The sequence below is a fragment of the Conyzicola nivalis genome (assembly GCF_014639655.1).
GTDB lineage: Bacteria > Actinomycetota > Actinomycetes > Actinomycetales > Microbacteriaceae > Conyzicola > Conyzicola nivalis.
Genome location: NZ_BMGB01000001.1, coordinates 2,020,178 through 2,039,966, shown reverse-complemented (window position 1 = coordinate 2,039,966; position 19,789 = coordinate 2,020,178). Strand labels below are relative to the sequence as shown.

At 67.4% G+C, this 19,789-nt stretch carries 15 protein-coding genes; 13 read left to right on the top strand and 2 right to left on the bottom strand.

The features are described from left to right. Window positions 1-76: 76 nt before the first annotated feature. On the top strand, window positions 77-1,915 hold the full coding sequence (locus IEV96_RS10070) for an ABC transporter ATP-binding protein (protein WP_188511213.1): 1,839 nt from the start codon (window positions 77-79) through the stop codon (window positions 1,913-1,915). 487 nt (window positions 1,916-2,402) lie between these two features. Here IEV96_RS10070 and IEV96_RS10065 read toward each other — a convergent pair whose 3' ends face one another. Further along, entirely contained in the window at window positions 2,403-3,086 is a 684-nt protein-coding gene (locus tag IEV96_RS10065; RefSeq protein ID WP_188510474.1) for a DUF305 domain-containing protein, read from the bottom strand. Beyond that, window positions 3,064-3,738 carry a thioredoxin-like domain-containing protein gene (locus IEV96_RS10060; RefSeq protein WP_188510473.1) on the bottom strand — a complete coding sequence of 225 codons (675 nt, stop codon included), beginning with the start codon at window positions 3,736-3,738 and terminating at the stop codon, window positions 3,064-3,066. The genes IEV96_RS10065 and IEV96_RS10060 overlap by 23 nt, the downstream gene beginning before the upstream one ends. A gap of 113 nt (window positions 3,739-3,851) precedes the next feature. On the opposite strand from IEV96_RS10060, the gene IEV96_RS10055 reads away from it, so the two are divergent. The 12 genes from IEV96_RS10055 (at window position 3,852) to chvE (ending at window position 19,707) form a co-directional block, all read left to right on the top strand. Beyond that, window positions 3,852-5,219 carry a cystathionine beta-synthase gene (locus IEV96_RS10055; protein WP_188510472.1) on the top strand — a complete coding sequence of 456 codons (1,368 nt, stop codon included), beginning with the start codon at window positions 3,852-3,854 and terminating at the stop codon, window positions 5,217-5,219. A 34-nt stretch (window positions 5,220-5,253) separates the two neighbouring features. Next, complete coding sequence (locus tag IEV96_RS10050; protein ID WP_188510471.1) at window positions 5,254-6,420, top strand: cystathionine gamma-synthase; 1,167 nt, start codon at window positions 5,254-5,256, stop codon at window positions 6,418-6,420. Between the two features lie 72 nt (window positions 6,421-6,492). Continuing rightward, entirely contained in the window at window positions 6,493-7,407 is a 915-nt protein-coding gene (locus IEV96_RS10045; protein WP_188510470.1) for a cyclase family protein, read from the top strand. A gap of 41 nt (window positions 7,408-7,448) precedes the next feature. After that, entirely contained in the window at window positions 7,449-8,651 is a 1,203-nt protein-coding gene (locus IEV96_RS10040; protein ID WP_188510469.1) for an ROK family transcriptional regulator, read from the top strand. Between the two features lie 173 nt (window positions 8,652-8,824). Then, complete coding sequence (gene mmsA / locus IEV96_RS10035; protein WP_188511212.1) at window positions 8,825-10,345, top strand: multiple monosaccharide ABC transporter ATP-binding protein; 1,521 nt, start codon at window positions 8,825-8,827, stop codon at window positions 10,343-10,345. Continuing rightward, a complete protein-coding gene (mmsB, locus tag IEV96_RS10030) occupies window positions 10,345-11,688 on the top strand; it encodes a multiple monosaccharide ABC transporter permease (protein WP_188510468.1) in 1,344 nt (447 codons plus the stop codon). The genes mmsA and mmsB overlap by 1 nt, the downstream gene beginning before the upstream one ends. 90 nt (window positions 11,689-11,778) lie before the next feature. Beyond that, window positions 11,779-12,882 (top strand): substrate-binding domain-containing protein, encoded by a 1,104-nt coding sequence (locus IEV96_RS10025; RefSeq protein ID WP_188510467.1) that lies wholly within the window; start codon window positions 11,779-11,781, stop codon window positions 12,880-12,882. Window positions 12,883-13,045: 163 nt separating this feature from the next. Then, window positions 13,046-14,059: a LacI family DNA-binding transcriptional regulator gene (locus tag IEV96_RS10020; RefSeq protein ID WP_188511211.1), complete on the top strand. Its 1,014-nt coding sequence runs from the start codon at window positions 13,046-13,048 to the stop codon at window positions 14,057-14,059. 554 nt (window positions 14,060-14,613) lie between these two features. Continuing rightward, window positions 14,614-16,242, top strand: a complete 1,629-nt coding sequence (locus tag IEV96_RS10015; protein ID WP_188511210.1) for a xylulokinase — start codon at window positions 14,614-14,616, stop codon at window positions 16,240-16,242. Continuing rightward, window positions 16,239-16,949: an L-ribulose-5-phosphate 4-epimerase gene (locus IEV96_RS10010; protein ID WP_188510466.1), complete on the top strand. Its 711-nt coding sequence runs from the start codon at window positions 16,239-16,241 to the stop codon at window positions 16,947-16,949. Before IEV96_RS10015 ends, IEV96_RS10010 begins: the two co-directional genes overlap by 4 nt. Window positions 16,950-16,957: 8 nt before the next feature. Beyond that, entirely contained in the window at window positions 16,958-18,466 is a 1,509-nt protein-coding gene (gene araA / locus IEV96_RS10005) for an L-arabinose isomerase (protein ID WP_373282440.1), read from the top strand. A gap of 158 nt (window positions 18,467-18,624) precedes the next feature. After that, window positions 18,625-19,707, top strand: coding sequence for a multiple monosaccharide ABC transporter substrate-binding protein (gene chvE / locus IEV96_RS10000; RefSeq protein WP_188511209.1), 1,083 nt, complete (start codon window positions 18,625-18,627; stop codon window positions 19,705-19,707). The last annotated feature ends 82 nt before the right edge of the window (window positions 19,708-19,789 follow it).

The following is a 19,789-nucleotide window of genomic DNA, read 5'->3' as shown; positions in this document are numbered from 1 at the left end:
CTCCACGCCGGTCGAGTGGGTCGCGGGGCGACCTACTCGACCGGCGATCGAGCGTAGGCTCGAACCCGTGAGTGGAATGCGCGGCCCCGGGGGTCATGGTGGTCGGGTCAGCGGCGGCGACGCCGCAGCGCAGAAGGCCATAAACGCCACGGCCCCGAAGATCCCCGACCTGCTGAACCGCATCGGCACGCTGTTCGCACCGCACAAGCGGGCGATCACCGTCACCATCGTTCTCGTGCTGGTCAGCGCCGCACTGAGCGTCGCGCCCCCGCTGCTCACGAAGCAGGCCTTCGACCTGGGCCTGTTCCCCGAGGGCGGCCCCAACCTGCCCGTGCTCCTCGAGCTCGTCGGCATCATGGTGCTGCTCTGGGTCATCTCCGCCATCCTCGGTGTCTGGCAGACCTGGCTCACCGCCACGGTCGGCAACAAGGTGATGGGTGCTCTGCGCGTGCGTCTCTTCCGCCACCTGCAGGCCATGGAACTCGCGTTCTTCACGCGCACGAAGACGGGTGTCATCCAGTCGCGCCTGCAGAACGACGTCGGCGGTGTGGCCGGCGTGCTCAGCAACACCGTCTCGAGCGTCATCGGTAACACGGTCACCGTGATCGCCGCCTTCGTGAGCATGCTGCTGCTCAGCTGGCAGCTGACCATCGTCGCGGTCATCCTGCTGCCCATCCTCGTTCTGGCCCAACGCAAGGTCGGTCAGGTGCGCGCGCGAATCGCCACCAAGACCCAGGAGTCGCTCAGCGACATGACCGCCATCACACAGGAGACGCTGAGCGTGTCCGGCATCCTGCTCGCGAAGAGTTTCAACCAACAGCAGTGGGAGACCGACCGCTACGCGCGGGAGAACGACAACCAGATCGGCCTGCAGGTCCGCCAGGCGATGAGCGGTCAATGGTTCTTCGCGATGGTGGGCATCTTCCTCTCGGTGATCCCCGCCGTGGTCTACGTCGCGGCGGCCTGGCTCATCCTGCGCGACGTGCCCGTCACCGCCGGAACGATCGTCGCCTTCACAACGGTGCAGGCGCGGCTCACCTTCCCGCTGCTCGGGCTCATGCGCGTGGCACTCGACCTGCAGACCTCGTCGGCGCTGTTCGCCCGCATCTTCGAATACCTGGATCTGAAGCCGTCGATCAAGAATGCTCCGGATGCGAAAGAGGTCGACCCCGCACACCTCGGGCTCGTCGAGTTCGACGACGTGGTGTTCCGGTATCCCGATGCCCCCGCCGACACTCGGGCGACCCTTGGCGGCGTGAGCTTCCGCATCGAACCCGGCCAGTTCGCCGCATTCGTCGGACCGTCGGGAGCCGGCAAAACCACGGTCTCCTACCTGATCCCGCGGCTGCACGACGCGTCGAGCGGTCGCGTCCTGTTCGCCGGCGACGACGTGCGCGAGCTAGACGAGCTCTCGCTCGTGAAGCACATCGGCATCGTCAGCCAGGAGACCTACCTCTTCCACGCCTCCATCGGCGATAACCTCCGTTACGCCAAACCGGGCGCGACGGATGACGAGCTCGTTGCCGCTGCGAAGGCCGCTAACATCCACTCGACCATCGAATCGTTCCCCGACGGCTACAACACCCTCGTCGGCGAACGCGGCTACCGGCTCAGCGGAGGCGAGAAGCAGCGCATCGCGATCGCGCGCGTGCTGCTGAAGGATCCCGCCGTGCTCATCCTCGACGAGGCGACGAGCGCGCTCGACTCGATCGGCGAGCGGGTCGTGCAGGAGGCGCTCGACACCGCGTCGCGCGGGCGCACGACGATCGCCATCGCGCACCGGCTCTCGACCGTGGTCGACGCCGACGTGATCTTCGTCGTGGTGGCCGGCGAGATTGCCGAAAGCGGCACGCACGAGGAGCTGCTCGCGGCGCGCGGCACCTACTGGGAGCTGTACTTCGACCAGACGGCGTGACCGCCCCGGGTCGGCGTTCGGGATTCAGGATGAACCGGGGAGCCGACGTGAGTCCTGCGCGGTTTTCCGCGGGCCGAGGTGACCCCACGGTCGAACGGTCCTGAATGATGAACGCCCGCCCGCGGTGTTTCGCAACTCAGGCAGAATGTGGGCCCGGGTAGCGCGACCCGCGGATCCGCGCGGCGGGCGCCGCGGCATCCGTGATCCTGCCTGAGTTGCGTGAAGGGGGCGGCCGGGGTCGGCGTTCGGGATTCAGGATGAACCGGGCGGCTGGCGTTACTGCTGCGCGGTTTTCCGCGGGCCGAGGTGACCCCACGGTCGAACGGTCCTGAATGATGAACGCCCGCGCGCGGTGTCTCGCAACTCAGGCAGAACGTGGGCCCGGGTAGCGCGACCCGCGGATCCGCGCGGCGGGCGCCGCGGCATCCGCGATCCTGCCTGAGTTGCGCGAAGGGGGGCGAGGGGCGACTTGGCCGGCGGCGCGTGCCTAGGCGGCGGGCAGCGCGTCGAGCAGTTCCTGCATGTAGCCGATCTCGCTCGACTGGGCCTTCACGATGCTGGCCGCGAGCGAGCGCACGACGCGTTCGTTGCTGCGCTCAAGCACGGCGTCGGCCATCTCGACGCCGCCGCGGTGGTGGGCGATCATCAGCGTGAGGTACTGGCGGACCGCCTCGGTGCCGGTCGACGCCTTGAGCGCGGCGAGCTGCTCGGCGGTCGCCATGCCGGGCATCGCGTCGCCGGGCGTGTGGCTGCTCTCGCCGGTGCCCATCTCGCTCATGCCCTCGTGGCTGACCCCGGTGAGCGCGGGGCGCGACATCCAGGTCATCGACGGCTCGGGCGCGGTCTGCGGCAGGTTCCACACGGTGAGCCAGCCGTTCATCTGCCCGGCCTGCTGCGACTGCGAGTTCGCGATGTCGTAGGCGAGCAACCGGACGTCGGCGTCGTCGGTGAGGTCGCGGATGATGAACGACATCTCGACGGCCTGGCCGTGGTGGGTCTGCATGTCGCGGGCAAACCCGGCTTCGGCGCTCGTCGACGACGGCGCGGTGGCGACCGGCGCCGAGAGGCTGCCCGCCGCGAAGGCCGCGACGAGGAGCAGGACGGATGCGACGACCGCGGCGATGATCAGCCGCGTGCGCCGACCGTCGCTAGGAGACTTTTCCGGGGCCATCGATGGCACCGGTGCAGGCCGCACCCGGCTCGGGGGCGTCGGGCGACTGGCGGAACTTCTCGATGAAGTCGCCGAGGCGCGGGTCGTCGACGCCGTCGAGCTGGACCTGGTTGGCCCAGGCGGATGCCACGACGGGAGCGGGCAGATCGGGGTACGGGGTCAGCAGCATGTAGGTGCTCGGGATCGAGTCGCGCAGCGTCTCGACCTCTTCGTCACTCAGGGCGTCGGGGTCGTAGGTGACCCACACGGCGCCGTGCTCGAGCGCGTGAACGGCGTTCTCGTTCTGCTGCGGCTCGGAGTAGACGCCGCAGTTGAGCCAGGCCTGGTTGTGGTTGCCGCCGGCCGGAGGGTTCATGCCGTAGTCGGCCTCGTAGTCGACGGCGGTCGCCACGTGCACAGCGGGAACCTCGTCGAAGGTCTCGATGCCCTTGATCGAGATGTCGGCGGGGTCGACCTTGGGAACCGCGCTGCTCACGACGAACGTGATGACGAGCGCGATGACCGCGGCGGCGCCGAGAGCACCGGCCACGATGCCGATGGTGCGGTTGCGCTTCTCCTTGGCCTGCTGTTTCTTCAGCACGGCGACCTTCTCGGCGCGCTTCGCTTCGCGCTGCTCCTTGACGGAAGGCGTGCTGGGATTGTTGGAGGCCATGGCTGTGGATACCCGTCGGTCGGAGGCGAGGTAGTGAAGGTTGTTGCTTCAATGATTATCCCCTGACAAGGCTGAGAAAGTCCCGCCGGATTGCGCGCTGGTAGATTGCGCCTATGAAGTACGCAAAGACGGTGCTCGACCTCGTCGGAAACACCCCCCTGGTCAGGCTCAACAGTGTCACCACGGAAATCGCGGCGACCGTGCTGGCCAAGGTGGAATACCTCAACCCCGGCGGATCATCCAAAGACCGCATCGCGACCCGCATCATCGACGCCGCCGAACGCGACGGCTTGTTGAAACCGGGCGGGACCATCGTCGAGCCGACGAGCGGCAACACCGGAGTCGGCCTGGCGCTCGTCGCCCAGCAACGCGGCTACCGCTGCGTCTTCGTGCTGCCCGACAAGGTGGGCGAAGACAAGCGCAACGTGCTCACCGCCTACGGCGCCGAGATCGTGGTGACGCCGACCACGGTCGCCCCCGACAGTCCCGAGTCGTACTACAGCGTCAGCGACCGTCTCGTGCGCGAGATCCCTGGCGCGTTCAAGCCCGACCAGTACTCGAACCCGAACGGGCCGCTCAGCCACTACGAGACGACCGGCCCCGAGATCTGGCGCGACACCGAGGGCAAGGTGACGCACTTCGTCGCCGGCGTCGGCACCGGCGGCACCATCAGCGGCGTGGGCCGGTACCTCAAGGAGGTCTCCGGCGGAGCGGTGCAGATCATCGGCGCTGACCCCGAGGGCTCGGTCTATTCGGGCGGCACCGGTCGCCCCTACCTCGTCGAGGGCGTGGGCGAAGACTTCTGGCCGACGGCGTACGACCCCACCGTCGTGGATCAGATCGTCGCGTCATCCGATGCCGAATCGTTCGAACTCACCCGACGCCTCGCGCGCGAGGAGGGCCTGCTGGTGGGCGGATCGAGCGGTCTCGCCGTCTCCGCCGCGCTCAAGGCGGCCAAAGACCTTCCCGCCGACGCGGTCGTGGTGATCCTGCTTCCCGACGGGGGTCGAGGCTACCTCGGCAAGATCTTCAACGAGAAGTGGATGCAGTCGTACGGCTTCACCCAGGTGGCCGAGGAGAAGACGGTTTCCGACGTGCTCAGCCGCAAGACGGGCAACCTCCCCGACCTCGTGCACGTGCACCCGGTCGACACGGTGCGCGATGCCGTGAAGATCATGGCCGAGTACGACATCTCCCAGCTGCCGGTGCTAACCGCGGAGCCGCCCGTCGTGATGGGCGAGGTGGCGGGGGCGATCAGCGAACGCGCCCTGCTCGACGACATCTTCAACGGCAAGGCCAGCATGACCGACTCGATCGCGGAATTCGTCGGCGCCCCGCTCGGTTTGATCGGTGTGCACGAGTCGGTGGGCGCGGCGCGTACCGCGCTGGCCGGCTCCGACGCCCTGCTGGTGGTGAGCGACGGCAAGCCCGTCGGAGTGCTCACCCGGCAGGACCTGCTGACCTTCCTCACCGCCGAATAGGCGTCAACCACCCCCACGAACAGTTAGAGACACCGTGTCAGACGAAAAGTACGGCTTCAGCACGCGCGCCATCACCGCGGGACAGCACTTCGACCCGACGACGGGGGCCGTGGTTCCCCCGGTCTACCTCACCTCGACCTTCGTGCAGGACGGCATCGGCGGATTCCGCGGCGGCTACGAATACGCGCGCGGCGGCAACCCGACGCGTGACTCGCTGCAGGAGCAACTCGCCTCGCTCGAGGGCGGAGTCAAGGCCTTCAGCTTCGCCTCCGGACTCGCCGGCGAAGACGCCCTGTTGCGGGCGGTGCTCACGCCCGGTGACCACATCGTGATGGGCAACGACGTCTACGGCGGCACCCACCGGCTGGTCAACCGCGTATTCGTGCCGTGGGGTATCGACCTCGAGGTCGTCGAACTCACCGACCTCGACGCCGTGCGCGCGTCGATCCGACCGGGTGTCACCAAGGTGCTGTGGATCGAGACGCCCACCAACCCGCTGATGAAGATCAACGACATCGCGGCGCTCGCCGAGATCGGCCACGAGGCCGGAGTGCTCGTCGTGGTCGACAACACCTTCGCATCGCCCTACCTGCAGCAGCCGATTGCGCTCGGCGCCGACGCCGTGATCCACTCGACCACGAAGTACCTCGGCGGCCACTCCGACGTCGTCGGCGGCGCCGTCGTCGTCAACGACGAGGAGCTCGCCGCGAAGGTCGGCTTCCTCCAGTTCGGTGTCGGTGCGGTTTCCGGACCCTTGGATGCCTGGCTCACCATCCGGGGAATCAAGACCCTCGCGGTGCGCCTCGACCGCCACTCCGCCAACGCGCAGTCGATCGCGGAGACCCTCGCGGAGCATCCGGCGATCGAAACCGTCTATTACCCGGGCCTGCCCACCCATCCCGGACACGAGCTGGCGTCCCGCCAGATGAAGGCGTTCGGAGGGATGATCTCGCTCGGCCTGGCCGGAGGAGAGGCCGCGGCGCGCGCGTTCGCGGAGTCGACCGAACTGTTCCAGCTGGCGGAGTCGCTCGGCGGCGTCGAGTCGCTCATCGGCTACCCCTCGGAGATGACGCACGCCTCGGTGCGCGGAACCGCCCTCGAGGTGCCCGCGAACGTCGTGCGGTTGTCGGTGGGCATCGAGGATGTCGCGGACCTCACCGCCGACCTGCTCACCGCGCTCGACCGGGTGGCGCGGCTCTAACTGGCAGGTTTCCGCGGCGGGGTGGCAGAAACTAGCGCGACATCGCGTTACTGCCACTGACAGAGTTGCGGCATGACCCAGTACCGCGCACACTTCGACGCCCGCATCCAGTTCGTGAACGGGGGATCGCTCACCGCCGAGGCCTTCCGTCTCGACCTGCCAGAAACGCTTCCTACGGCGCACGCCGATGCGGAAGCCGTCGGACGCCTGCTGGTGCGGCACCTGGGTCTCGCGCTGGTCGACTCCGTCGCCCTCTCGAACCTCGCGATCGTCGAGGAACAGCACCGCGGCTCGCGGGGCATCGACGCCACTAATCCCGAGCAGAGAGGCCGCCTCGTCGACCTCAGCCACGCGATCTACGAGGGCCTCGTCACCTACCCCGGCCTGCCCGCACCGACGTTCACCCCGCACCTCACCCGGGCGGACTCCCGATCGCGCTACACGCCGGGAACCGAATTCGCGCTCGACACCATCACCATGCTCGGAAACACGGGCACCTATCTCGACAGTCCCTTCCATCGTTACGAGGGTGGTACCGATCTCGCCGGGCTCAGCCTGGACACGCTCGTCGACCAGAGTGCCGAGGTCTTCCACCTTTCGGATGCCACGGCTCGCGGCATTCCGCACACGGTGTTCCTCGACCGCGACCTCGCCGGACGCGCGGTGCTGCTGCACACCGGGTGGGACCGCCACTTCGCCACGCCGGCCTACGCGACCGGGGCGCCGTATCTCAGCGAAGACGGCGCCGCCTACCTCGTCGAACAGGGCGTGACCACGGTCGGTATCGACTCGCTCAACATCGACGACGTCGAATCCGGCGGGACCCGCCCGGCGCACTCGCTGCTACTCGCGGCCGGAATCCACGTGGTGGAGCACCTCACCGGCCTCGAGGCGCTGCCGGCGACCGGCGCGCTGTTTTCGGCGGTGCCGCCCCGGGTCGTCGACTTCGGCACCTTCCCGGTGCGGGCGTACGCGCGCGTATTGTGACGCTTCTGTTGCGTTAACTTATTGACGGCAAGGCTTTGTTGTTGCACGCTACATATATGACAACGAGGTACAGGTCCCGAAACCCGGGATCGCAGACGGCGCTGCGCCAGTCGAACCAGCAGCGCATCATCACCAGCCTCGTCTCCGGCGGCCCCTCCACGCAGGCCGAGATCTCGCGCAATACCGGGTTGTCGAACGCCACCGTGTCGAACATCGTCAAGGCCCTCGCCGAGCGGGGGATCGTGAGCACGGCGCCCACCACGAGCTCGGGTCGACGGGCGCTGTCGGTCAGTCTTTCGGGCGAGAACGGCGCTGTCGCCGTGGGCATCGACTTCGGCCGCCGCCACGTGCGCGTGCTCGTCGCCGGCCTCGACTACCAGGTCATCGCGTCCGAGGCCGTCGAACTGCCGCTCGGTCACAGCGCCTCGGTGGCCCTGGATGCCGCGTCCCGCCTGCTCGCCTCGGTGCTCGAGTCGAGCGGCGTCAGCCCCTCGCTCGTGCTCGGCATCGGCGTGGGAATCCCCGGCCCGATCGACCGGCGCAGCGAGACGGTGATCGAGGGCGCGATCCTGCCCGAGTGGGTCGGCATCACGCACGCGCAGATCGAGGCCCGGCTCAACTACCCGGTCTACATCGACAACGACGCGAACCTGGGGGCGCTGGCCGAGGTCACATGGGGGCCGCACAGCGGCACCGACAACCTCGTCTTCGTCAAGATCGGCTCGGGCATCGGCGCCGGACTCATCTTCAACGGCCTGCCGTTCGGCGGCAACATCGGGGTCACCGGCGAGATCGGGCACACCCCGGTGCACGACCACGGGCTGCTCTGCCGGTGCGGCAACCGCGGCTGCCTCGAGACCGTGGCGTCGACGACCGTGATGATCGAGTTGCTCAGCCGCACCAGTCCCACCACCGTCGCGACGACCGACATCGTGCGGGCCGCCCTCGCCGGCGACCACGCGACGCTGCGCATCATCGAGGACGCCGGTCTGGCTGTCGGGCGTTCCGTCGCGGCCATCGTCAACCTGGTGAACCCGGCCATCGTCGTCATCGGCGGCCCGCTCGCCGGCCTGGGCGAGCTGCTGCTCGATCCGGTGCGGCGCGGACTGAACGTCTACGCCGTGCCGATGCTGAGCGAAACCACCGAACTGGTGATGTCGTCGCTCGGCGAACAGGCCGAGGCGCTGGGGGCTTCCGCGCTCGTGCTGCGACAGACCGGGCTGCTCTCCCCGCTGCCGCTGTAGAAGGTCACCGTTCGATAACCGTTTGCCCCGAAACCCCAAGATCATGCGTTCACAGGTTGACGACAACGCTTGCAGGGCTTACGTTTCTTAGCGGGTGCGAATCACGCGAGCACCCATGACGAGGAGGTCGCGCCGTGGAACAGGGTCTGAGTACCGCCCCCACCATCCTGGAGATGCAGTCCATCACCAAGGAGTTTCCTGGAGTTAAGGCCCTCGACAAGGTTTCCCTCTCGGTCAAAGCCAGCGAGATCCACGCGATCTGCGGCGAAAACGGCGCTGGCAAGTCCACGCTGATGAAGGTGCTGTCGGGCGTCTACCCCTTCGGAACCTACGACGGCGACATCGTCTACGAGGGCAAGACCGTCCGCTTTAAGGACATCAAGTCGAGCGAGGCCGCCGGCATCGTCATCATCCACCAGGAACTCGCCCTCATCCCCGAGCTCTCGATCACCGAGAACATCTTCCTCGGCAACGAGCCGGGCCGCGGCGGCGTCATCAACTGGGTCGAGGCACAGAAGGAAGCGACGCAGCTGCTCGCCCGTGTCGGACTCGACGACGACCCCGACACGCAGGTCAAGAACATCGGCGTCGGCAAGCAGCAGCTCGTCGAGATCGCCAAGGCACTCAACAAGAACGTGAAGCTACTCATCCTCGACGAGCCGACCGCCGCGCTCAACGAGAACGACTCGCAGCACCTGCTCGACCTCATCCTGGGGCTCAAGAGCAAGGGCATCTCCTCGATCATGATCTCGCACAAGCTCAACGAGATCGAGCAGATCGCCGACCAGATCACGATCATCCGCGACGGCAAGTCGATCGAGACGCTCGACGTCAAGGCCGACGGAGTCGACGAAGACCGCATCATCCGCGGCATGGTCGGCCGCACCCTCGGCAACAGGTTCCCCGACCACACCGCCGAAATCGGCGAGGTCTTCTTCGAGGTGCGCGACTGGACGGTGCAGCACCCGCTCACCGCCGAGCGACTCGTGGTCAAGAACTCCAGCTTCACCGTTCGCCGCGGTGAGGTCGTCGGATTCGCCGGCCTCATGGGCGCCGGCCGTACCGAGCTCGCCATGAGCATCTTCGGCCGCTCCTACGGCAAGTTCATCTCCGGCCAGGTCTTCAAGGACGGCAAGGAGATCAAGCTCCGCACCGTGTCCGAGGCGATCGACCACGGAATCGCCTACGTGAGCGAAGACCGCAAGGCCCTCGGCCTGAACCTGCTCGACACGATCAAGCGCTCGATCGTTTCGGCGAAGCTCGGCAAGATCTCGAAGGGCGCCGTCGTCAACGAGACCGAGGAGACGCAGATCTCCGAGGAATACCGCAAGAGCCTGCGCATCAAGACCCCCACGGTCGAGGAGGGCGTCACCAAGCTCTCCGGTGGAAACCAGCAGAAGGTCGTTCTGGCCAAGTGGATGTTCACCGACCCCGACCTGCTCATCCTCGACGAGCCGACCCGAGGCATCGACGTCGGAGCCAAGGCCGAGATCTACGGAATCATCCGTGACCTCGCCGCCCAGGGCAAGGGCATCATCATGATCTCGTCCGAACTGCCCGAGCTGCTCGGCGTCTCCGACCGGATCTACACGATCTTCGAAGGCAAGATCACCAACGAACTCCCGGTCACTCAGGCCGATCCCGAAACCCTCATGCGCAGCATGACGTCGTCCTCACAGAAAGTAGTCGCGTAATGAGCGCTCCCATTACTGAGAAAAAGGGCGGATTCGACGTCCGCGACCTGAAGAACCTCTTCGGGGGCGGCGGATCGCTGAAGCAGTTCGGCATCCTCGGTGCCCTCGTCGTCATCATCATCTTCTTCCAGATCTGGACGGGGGGTAAGACGCTGCAGCCCGGAAACATCATCAACATCGTGCAGCAGTACTCCTACATCCTGATCCTTGCCATCGGCATGGTGATGGTCATCATCGCCGGCCACATCGACCTGTCGGTCGGTTCGGTCGCCGCGTTCACCGGCATCATCGTGGCTCTGGCCATGAAGGACTGGAACTTCCCCTGGTGGGCGGGCATCCTGCTCGGCCTCGTCGTCGGAGCGCTGATCGGCGCCTGGCAGGGGTTCTGGGTCGCCTATATCGGCGTACCCGCCTTCATCGTGACGCTAGCCGGCATGTTGATCTGGCGCGGAGGCAACCAGTTCATCGGCGACTCCGCCACCGTGCCCGTCGCCGGCGAGTTCCAGACCATCGGTAAGGGATACCTGCCCGAGGTCGGCCCGAACCTCGGCTTCAACAACCTGACGATGCTGCTCGGCCTCGTCGTCGTGCTCATCCTCATCGCCCTCGAGGTGCGCGGACGCCGCACCCGCAAGGTGATGGGCGCCTCGTCCAGCCCCGTCTGGATCAGCATCCTGCGCGTCGTCATCCTCGGCGGCGTCGTGATGGTCGCCGCCTACCTGTTCGCGACCGGCCGAGTCGGCACCAGCTTCCCGGTGTCTGGCATCATCCTCGTGCTGCTCGTCGTGGCCTACTCGTTCCTCACCAACAACACGATCATCGGCCGCCACATCTACGCGGTCGGCGGCAACAAGCACGCGGCCGAGCTGTCCGGCGTCAACTCGAAGAAGGTCAACTTCTTCGTCATGATGAACATGTCGGTGCTCGCCGCTCTCGCCGGCATGATCTTCGTCGCCCGGTCGCAGGCATCCGGACCGTTCGACGGCACCGGCTGGGAGCTCGACGCGATCGCGGCCGTGTTCATCGGCGGCGCCGCGGTCTCCGGCGGTATCGGAACCGTTGCCGGCTCCATCATCGGTGGACTCGTCATGGCCGTGCTCTCCAACGGTCTCGCGCTGAAGGGCATCCAGTCCGACCTCGTGCAGATCATCAAGGGCCTCGTGCTGCTCATCGCCGTCGGCGTCGACGTCTTCAACAAGACGCAGGGCCGCCCGTCGATCATCGGACTCATGACCCGCAAGGACAAGGGCGGTGCCGCTCCCACCGACGGCGCCACCTCGGCGCAGGTCACCCCCGGCGGCGGAACCCCCGACACCGCGGTGCCGGCCGACCTGCCCAAGTAACACCACAGACTCACCACACTGATCCACCACCGGAGAATCAGCTCCACCCAACGCACCAAACCAACACAGAACAGAAAGAAAGAGATCCCAATGAAGAAGATCCTTCTTGCTACCGGCGCGTTCGTCGCCGTAGCGGCACTCGGCCTCACCGGCTGCTCGAGCGACAGCGGCCGAGGCGGCGACGCGGGCACCGAGGCCGGCAGCGGCTTCGAGGCCAACTCGCTCATCGGCGTGGCCCTTCCCGACAAGACCAGTGAGAACTGGGTTCTCGCCGGCGGCCTGTTCGAGGACGGTCTCGCAGAGGCCGGCTTCGAAGCCGACGTGCAGTACGCGGGTGCCAGCAACGCTGTCGCCGACCAGCAGCAGCAGATCTCGACCATGGTCACCAACGGCGCCAAGGTCATCATCATCGGTGCCAAGGACGGCGCCCAGCTCGGCACGCAGGTGCAGGAAGCCCGCGACGCCGGCGCCATCGTCGTCGCGTACGACCGTCTCATCCTGAACTCCGACGCGGTCGACTACTACGTCGCCTTCGACAACTTCAAGGTCGGCCAGCTGCAGGGCCAGGCCCTGCTCGACGGTCTCGCCGCGAAGTTCCCGGACAAGGACACCTACAACATCGAGCTCTTCTCGGGCTCGTCGGACGACGCCAACGCCCCCGTCTTCTTCGAGGGTGCGATGGACGTTCTCCAGCCGAAGATCGACGACGGAACGCTCAAGGTCGTTTCCGGCCAGGTCGACATCGCCCAGACGGCGACCGACGGCTGGAAGCCCGAGAACGCTCAGCGCCGCATGGACACCCTGATGCAGGGCACGTACCAGTCGGAGACCGTCGACGGCGTCCTCTCGCCGAACGACACCCTCGCCCGCGCCATCATCACCTCGGTGCAGGATGCCGGACAGGCCGACCTTCCGATCGTCACCGGTCAGGACTCCGAGGCCGCCTCGATCCCGCTGATCATGTCGGGCGAGCAGTACTCGACCATCTACAAGGACACCCGCGCGCTCGTTCAGACCGCGATCGAGATGGCTCAGGCGCTGCAGGCCGGCGACGAGCCCGACACGACCGACGAGACGAACAACGGCAACGTTGACGTCGCGACGCTCTACCTCGAGCCGGTCATCGTCACCAAGGAGAACGCCGCTGAGGCGTACGCCGACAACGAGGAGCTTCTCGCCCTCGTCAACGGCTAAGTAGCAAAACGGTGAAGGCCGGTCGCACCCTCGGGTGCGACCGGCCTTTCCTTTTGCCCTGCGAACCGGCCCGATCCTGGGCCTCAGGGGCTTCCGTGCATAATGGAAGACATTCGAATGTGAACGTACACATCGCCAACGAAGTCGGGTATCTCGAGTGACCATGGAGCCGGAGAAGGTTCGCGCGCCCAACATCCGCGATGTCGCCGCTCTCGCCGGAGTCTCCTACCAGACCGTCTCCCGCGTTCTCAACGACAGCCCGAGCATCAAGGCGTCGACGAGGCAACGGGTGCTCGACGTCATCTCCGAGATCGGCTACCGGCCCAACCAGGCCGCCCGCGCCCTCGTCACCAGCCGCACCCGCACCATCGGCGTGCTGTCGTCGCAGACCGCCCACTACGGGCCGACGACCAGTGTCAACGCGATCGAGATCGCGGCGCGTGAGGCCGGGTACCGACTCAGTATCACCAGCGTGTCATCCGGCGACTACTCCTCGATCAAGTCGGCCATCGACTACCTGCTCAGCCAAGCGGTCGAGGCGCTCGTCGTCATCGCGCCCCAGGCGCGCGTGTTCGACGCGCTCAGCGACCTGTCGATCAACGTGCCCTACGTCACGCTCGAGTCGACCGGACGCAACCTCGGGCACAGCCTCTCGGTCGACCAGGTGGCGGGCGCGCGGCTGGCCACCCGGCACCTGATCGAGCTGGGGCACACCGAGATCACGCATATCTCGGGCCCGCAGGACTGGATCGAGGCGGATGCCCGGATGCAGGGTTTCCTCGAGGAGATCAACGAGGCCGAGCTGCGCACCCGGGCACCGATCCTCGGCGACTGGAGCGCCCACTTCGGATATTACGCCGGGCTCGAGTTGCTGCGTTTCCGCGATTTCACCGCGGTGTTCGCGGGCAACGACCAGATGGCGCTGGGGTTCATGCACGCCTGCCGCGAGTCGGGGCTCGACGTTCCCGGCGACATCAGCGTGGTCGGCTTCGACGACATCCCCGAGGCCGCGCACTTCTCACCGCCGCTCACCACCGTGCGCCAGAACTTCGCCGAGATCGGCCGTCGCGCCGTCGCCCTCTTGCTCTCGGAGCTCAGCGGGGGAACCGGCCAGGACCACGACCAGATCGCGCCCGAACTCGTCGTGCGCTCGTCGACGGCCGCGCCGCGCCGCTAGCCCGCCGCGCCTCCCGCCCGACGGCTTCCTCTGCCAAATGAAGGAGATTTCGCTCGCGACGGCCGTGCATCCGCGTGAACGGGTGACGGGCACGTGGTTTCTCCTTCATTTGGCACATGCGAGGGCGGGGGAGGTGCGAGGCGGATGCCGCGGCTCGCGCCCGGGCGCGGGGTGGCCGTGACATCCACGAGTCGCCCTCCGGCGTGGCCCCACCCGCCGCCCTCCCCGTGCCAAATGCAGGAGATTTCGCCGGGGAGGGGCGCGCATCCGCGCCAACGTGTGACTCGGACGGGTTTCTCCTGCATTTGGCACGGCGGTGGTTGGCGCGGCGGTGGCGGTGGTGGCGGGCGCGGGGGCACGGGCGACGGCGCGGGCGGGGCACGCGTTACCGGGCCGTGACCTTCGGGCCTTGACAGATGTGACCGTTTCGCATGTAACATTGCGGAGTTGAATGTGAACGGTCACATTCGGGTGTCACACACCCCGCACAACCCGCAAGAGCAGCAGACAATGAGGTCCGTAGAGTGAGCACCCCCACCGAGCCAGCAGCCGACGTGCAGTCCACCGTCGGCGTCGGTCCCGGAACGCTCTCGCAAGCCGCCGCAGCCATCACGGCCGGCCGCACCTCTCTCGGCATCGAGCTCGGCTCGACCCGCATCAAGATCTGCCTGATCGGCGACGACGCGGCGGTTCTCGCCGTGGGCAGCCACGAGTGGGAGAATGCGTTCGTCGACCGCGTCTGGACCTACTCCCTCGACGACGCCTGGTCGGGCATCCGCGCCGCCTACGCCGACCTGGTCTCCGACGCCGAGGCGCGCTACGGCGTGCGCCCCGACGGCTTCGGCGCCGTGGGCGTCTCGGCGATGATGCACGGCTACCTCGCCTTCGACCACGCCGGCGAGCAGCTCGTGCCGTTCCGCACCTGGCGCAACACGACCACGGGCGTCGCGGCCGCCGAGCTCACCGAGCTGTTCGGCCTGAACATCCCCCTGCGCTGGTCGATCGCCCACCTGCACCAGGCGGTCATCGACGACGAGCCCCACGTCGCCGATCTCGACTTCGTCACGACCCTCGCCGGGTACGTGCACTGGCGTCTCACCGGCCGCAAGGTGCTCGGTGTCGGCGACGCGTCCGGCATGTTCCCGATCGACGCGGCCACAAAAACCTACGAAGCCGCACTGCTCGAGAAGTACGAGGCGCGCGTGCCCGCGCTCGACCTCGCCGCCCTGCTGCCCGAGGTGCTCGTCGCCGGCCAGAACGCCGGCGTGCTCACCGCCGAGGGTGCCGCACTGCTCGACCCGACCGGCACCCTGCGAGCCGGCGCGGTGCTGGCGCCGCCCGAGGGCGACGCCGGAACCGGCATGGTCGCCACGAACTCCGTCGCCCCGCGCACCGGCAACGTCAGCGCCGGAACGAGCATCTTCGCGATGGTCGTGCTCGAGCGCCCGCTCACGAGCGTGCACCACGAACTCGACCTCGTCACCACCCCGGCCGGCGACCCGGTCGCGATGGTGCACTGCAACAACGGTGCCAGCGAGCTCGCCGCCTGGGCCGGGCTGTTCGGCAGCTTCGCGGCGGCAGCCGGCAGCCCGCTCGACTCCGACGCGGTGTTCGACGTGCTCTTCCGCGCGGCACTCGACGGCGAGGCAGACGCGGGCGGACTGCTCGCCTACAACCACCTCGCCGGCGAGCCGATCGCGGGCCTCGACGAGGGCCGCCCGCTCGTCGTGCGCACGCCCGACAGCCGCCTCACCCTCCCCAACTTCATGCGGGCGCAGCTCTACGGCGTGTTCGGCACCCTCGCCCTCGGCATGCGCGTGCTGGAGGGCGAGCGCGTCGGGCTCGACCAGATGTTCGCCCACGGGGGCATGTTCCGCACCGCCGGTGTCGCCCAGCGCTTCCTCGCCGGCGCGCTCGACGCACCGGTCGCCGTGGCCCACACCGCCTCGGAGGGCGGCGCGTGGGGCATGGCCGTGCTCGCGGCGTTTGCCGCGTCCGAGTCATCCGAGACCCTCGACGCCTACCTGCGCGACCGCGTCTTCGCCGGTGCGGTCTTTGAGACCGTAGCCCCGGATGCCACGGACGTCGCGGGCTTCGCCACCTACCTCGACGACTACCGCGCCGGCCTCGCCGTCGAGCGCGCCGCGGTCGCCGCCCTCACGCCGACAGGAACGACGAAATGACCGCCTTCTCTCCCGAAATCCAGGTCGCGATCGCGCGCACCCGCGACGACGTGGCCCGACTGCACGAGGAACTCGTGCGTTACGAACTCGTGGTCTGGACGGGCGGCAACGTCTCCGGCCGCGTTCCCGGCGCCGACCTGTTCGTGATCAAGCCGTCGGGCGTCTCCTACGACGACCTCAGCCCCGAGAACCAGATCCTGTGCGACCTCGACGGCAACGTCATCCCCAGCACGCCCGGCTCCGACCGCAGCCCATCGAGCGACACCGCCGCGCACGCCTACATCTACCGCAACATGCCCGAGGTCGGCGGAGTCGTGCACACGCACTCCACCTACGCCACCGCCTGGGCCGCCCGCGGCGAGGCCGTCCCGTGCGTCATCACCGCCATGGCCGACGAGTTCGGCGGCGAGATCCCGGTCGGCCCGTTCGCGATCATCGGCGATGACTCGATCGGCCGCGGCGTGGTCGAGACCCTCGCCGGACACCGCTCGCGCGCCGTGCTCATGCAGAACCACGGCGTGTTCACGATCGGCAAGAACGCGAAAGACGCGGTCAAGGCGGCCGTCATGGCCGAGGACGTGGCCAAGACCGTGCACATCTCGCGCCAGCTCGGCGCCCCGCTGCCCATCGCCCAGTCGGCCATCGATTCGCTGTTCGACCGCTACCAGAACGTCTACGGCCAAGAACCCACAGGAGCACTCAAGTGACCACCTCGATCATCCCCGACCTCGCGACGAACGAGGTCTGGTTCCTCACCGGCAGCCAGGACCTCTACGGCGACGACACGCTGCGCCAGGTGGCCGAGCAGTCGCAGGAGGTGGTGCGCCTGCTCAACGAGTCGAGCGACATTCCCGTCACGATCGTCTGGAAGCCGGTGCTCAAGAGCTCGGACGCCATCCGCCGGGCGATGCTCGACGCGACGACGGATGACACGGTCGTCGGAGTCATCGCGTGGATGCACACCTTCAGCCCCGCCAAAATGTGGATCCACGGGCTCGACGCGCTGCGCAAGCCGTTCCTGCACCTGCACACGCAGGCCAACGTCGAGCTGCCCTGGGCCGAGATCGACTTCGATTTCATGAACCTCAACCAGGCCGCGCACGGCGACCGCGAGTTCGGCTACATCGCGAGCCGCATGAACGTGCCGCGCAAGACCGTCGTCGGCCACGCCACCAACCCCGTCGTCACCGCGCAGGTCGGCACTTGGACCCGCGCGGCGTCCGGCTGGGTCGCGACGCAGGGCATGAAGCTCGCCCGCTTCGGCGACAACATGCGCAACGTCGCCGTCACCGAGGGCGACAAGACCGAGGCCGAGATCCGCTTCGGTGTGAGCGTCAACACGTGGGGTGTCAACGAACTCGTAGAGCGGGTGGATGCCGCGTCGGACGCAGACGTCGACGCCCTCGTCGCCGTCTACCTCGAGTCGTACGACGTCGTCCCCGAGCTCCTGCCCGACGGCGACCGCCACGAGTCGCTGCGCTACGGCGCACGCATCGAGCTCGGCCTGCGCTCCTTCCTCGAGGAGGGCGGCTTCACCGCGTTCACCACCAGCTTCGAGGACCTCGGCGGACTGCGCCAGCTTCCCGGCCTGGCCGTGCAGCGGCTGATGGCCGACGGCTACGGCTTCGGCGGCGAGGGCGACTGGAAGACGGCCGTTCTCATCCGCGCCGCGAAGGTCATGGGCGCGGGGCTGCCCGGCGGCGCCTCGCTCATGGAGGACTACACCTACAACCTCGTGCCCGGCGAAGAGACGATCCTCGGCGCCCACATGCTCGAGATCTGCCCGTCGCTCACCACGAAGAAGCCGAGCCTCGAGATCCACCCGCTCGGCATCGGCGGGCGCGAAGACCCCGTGCGCCTCGTCTTCGACACCGACGCTGGTGCCGGCGTGGTCGTCGCGCTGTCCGACATGCGCGACCGCTTCCGACTCGTGGCCAACGTTGTCGAGGTCGTCGACCTCCCGGCGCCGCTCCCTCACCTCCCGGTCGCCCGGGCAGTGTGGAAGCCTGCGCCCGACCTCGCGACATCCGCGACCGCCTGGCTCACCGCGGGGGCCGCGCACCACACGGTGCTCTCCACCGCGATCGGCGTCGAGGCGTGGGAAGACTTCGCCGAGATCGCCCGCACCGAACTGCTCATCATCGACGAGAACACGACCAAGCGGTCTTTCGCCCACGAAGTGAAGTGGAACTCCGCGTACTACCGGTTGGCGCAGGCCATCTAGTAACCCCAAAAAGCTTGCCAGGGACGGCCCTTTCGGCCCCGGCGGGACCCGGTTGTAATGGACAAACCGGGTTGATGCACCAGACAACGATGTCCATCATTTGAAAGGAACACACAGTGAAGAAGAGAGCTATTCTTTCGCTCGTCGCAGCTGGCGCCATGGTCGCGAGCCTCGCGGCCTGCTCCGGAGGATCCGGCGGAGACTCCGGTTCGGGCGAGGGAGGCGGCGCGCTCATCGGCGTCGCGATGCCCACCAAGTCGTCCGAGCGCTGGATCGCCGACGGCGACGCCGTCAAGAAGGCGCTGGAAGACCAGGGCTACAAGGTCGACCTGCAGTACGCCGAAGACGACATCCCCACCCAGGTCAGCCAGATCGAGAACATGATCACCAAGGGCGCGGAAGCCCTGATCGTCGCCTCGATCGACGGCACCACGCTCACGAACATCCTGGCCGACGCGGCCGATGCGGAGATCCCCGTCATCGCCTACGACCGTCTGCTCATGGACACCGAGAACGTCGACTACTACGCCACCTTCGACAACGAGCTCGTCGGTAACCAGCAGGCATGGTCGCTGCTCAACGGTCTCGGACTCGTCGAACTCGACGGAACCCCGATCGAGGGCGCACCCGCCGGCCCGTTCAACATCGAACTGTTCGCCGGATCGCTCGACGACAACAACGCGTTCTTCTTCTTCAACGGAGCAATGGACGTGCTGCAGCCCTTCATCGACGAGGGCACCCTCGTTGTGAAGAGCAACCAGACCTCGATCGAGCAGGCGGCGACGCTCCGCTGGGACGGCGAGACCGCACAGAGCCGCATGGAGGACCTCCTCACCGCGAACTACTCTGACGGCACCACCGTCAACGCGGTCCTCTCCCCGTACGACGGCATCTCCCGTGGAATCATCGGCGCCCTTCAGGACGCCGGTTACTCGCTGGGCGACGAATGGCCGATCATCTCCGGCCAGGACGCCGAGATCGACTCGGTCAAGGCCATCAACTCGGGCGAGCAGTACGCGACCATCTTCAAGGACACGCGCGAGCTGGCCAAGAAGGCGGCCGACATGGCCGTCGCGGCTCTCAACGGTGACACCGTCGAGACGAACGACGACAGCACCTACAACAACAATGTCAAGGACGTCCCGTCCTACCTCCTCGAGCCCGTCATCGTGGTGAAGGACAACATCCAGTCCGCACTCATCGACACCGGCTACTGGACCGAAGCAGAGGTCAACGGCTAAGTCCGCTGATCTCACCCGCCGGTGCCGGGGAGGCGACTCCCCGGCACCGGCATCCACCACTCACTTTTTCTTTTCAAGGAAG

Coding starts and splice junctions, on each gene's coding strand:
- IEV96_RS10010 (WP_188510466.1), top strand. CDS start 16,239: ATGACCGCCTTCTCTCCCGAAATCCAGGTCGCGATCGCGCGCACCCGC.
- IEV96_RS10045 (WP_188510470.1), top strand. CDS start 6,493: ATGACCCAGTACCGCGCACACTTCGACGCCCGCATCCAGTTCGTGAAC.
- IEV96_RS10055 (WP_188510472.1), top strand. CDS start 3,852: ATGAAGTACGCAAAGACGGTGCTCGACCTCGTCGGAAACACCCCCCTG.
- IEV96_RS10060 (WP_188510473.1), bottom strand. CDS start 3,738: ATGGCCTCCAACAATCCCAGCACGCCTTCCGTCAAGGAGCAGCGCGAA.
- IEV96_RS10020 (WP_188511211.1), top strand. CDS start 13,046: ATGGAGCCGGAGAAGGTTCGCGCGCCCAACATCCGCGATGTCGCCGCT.
- IEV96_RS10065 (WP_188510474.1), bottom strand. CDS start 3,086: ATGGCCCCGGAAAAGTCTCCTAGCGACGGTCGGCGCACGCGGCTGATC.
- IEV96_RS10025 (WP_188510467.1), top strand. CDS start 11,779: ATGAAGAAGATCCTTCTTGCTACCGGCGCGTTCGTCGCCGTAGCGGCA.
- mmsA (WP_188511212.1), top strand. CDS start 8,825: ATGCAGTCCATCACCAAGGAGTTTCCTGGAGTTAAGGCCCTCGACAAG.
- IEV96_RS10070 (WP_188511213.1), top strand. CDS start 77: ATGCGCGGCCCCGGGGGTCATGGTGGTCGGGTCAGCGGCGGCGACGCC.
- mmsB (WP_188510468.1), top strand. CDS start 10,345: ATGAGCGCTCCCATTACTGAGAAAAAGGGCGGATTCGACGTCCGCGAC.
- chvE (WP_188511209.1), top strand. CDS start 18,625: ATGGTCGCGAGCCTCGCGGCCTGCTCCGGAGGATCCGGCGGAGACTCC.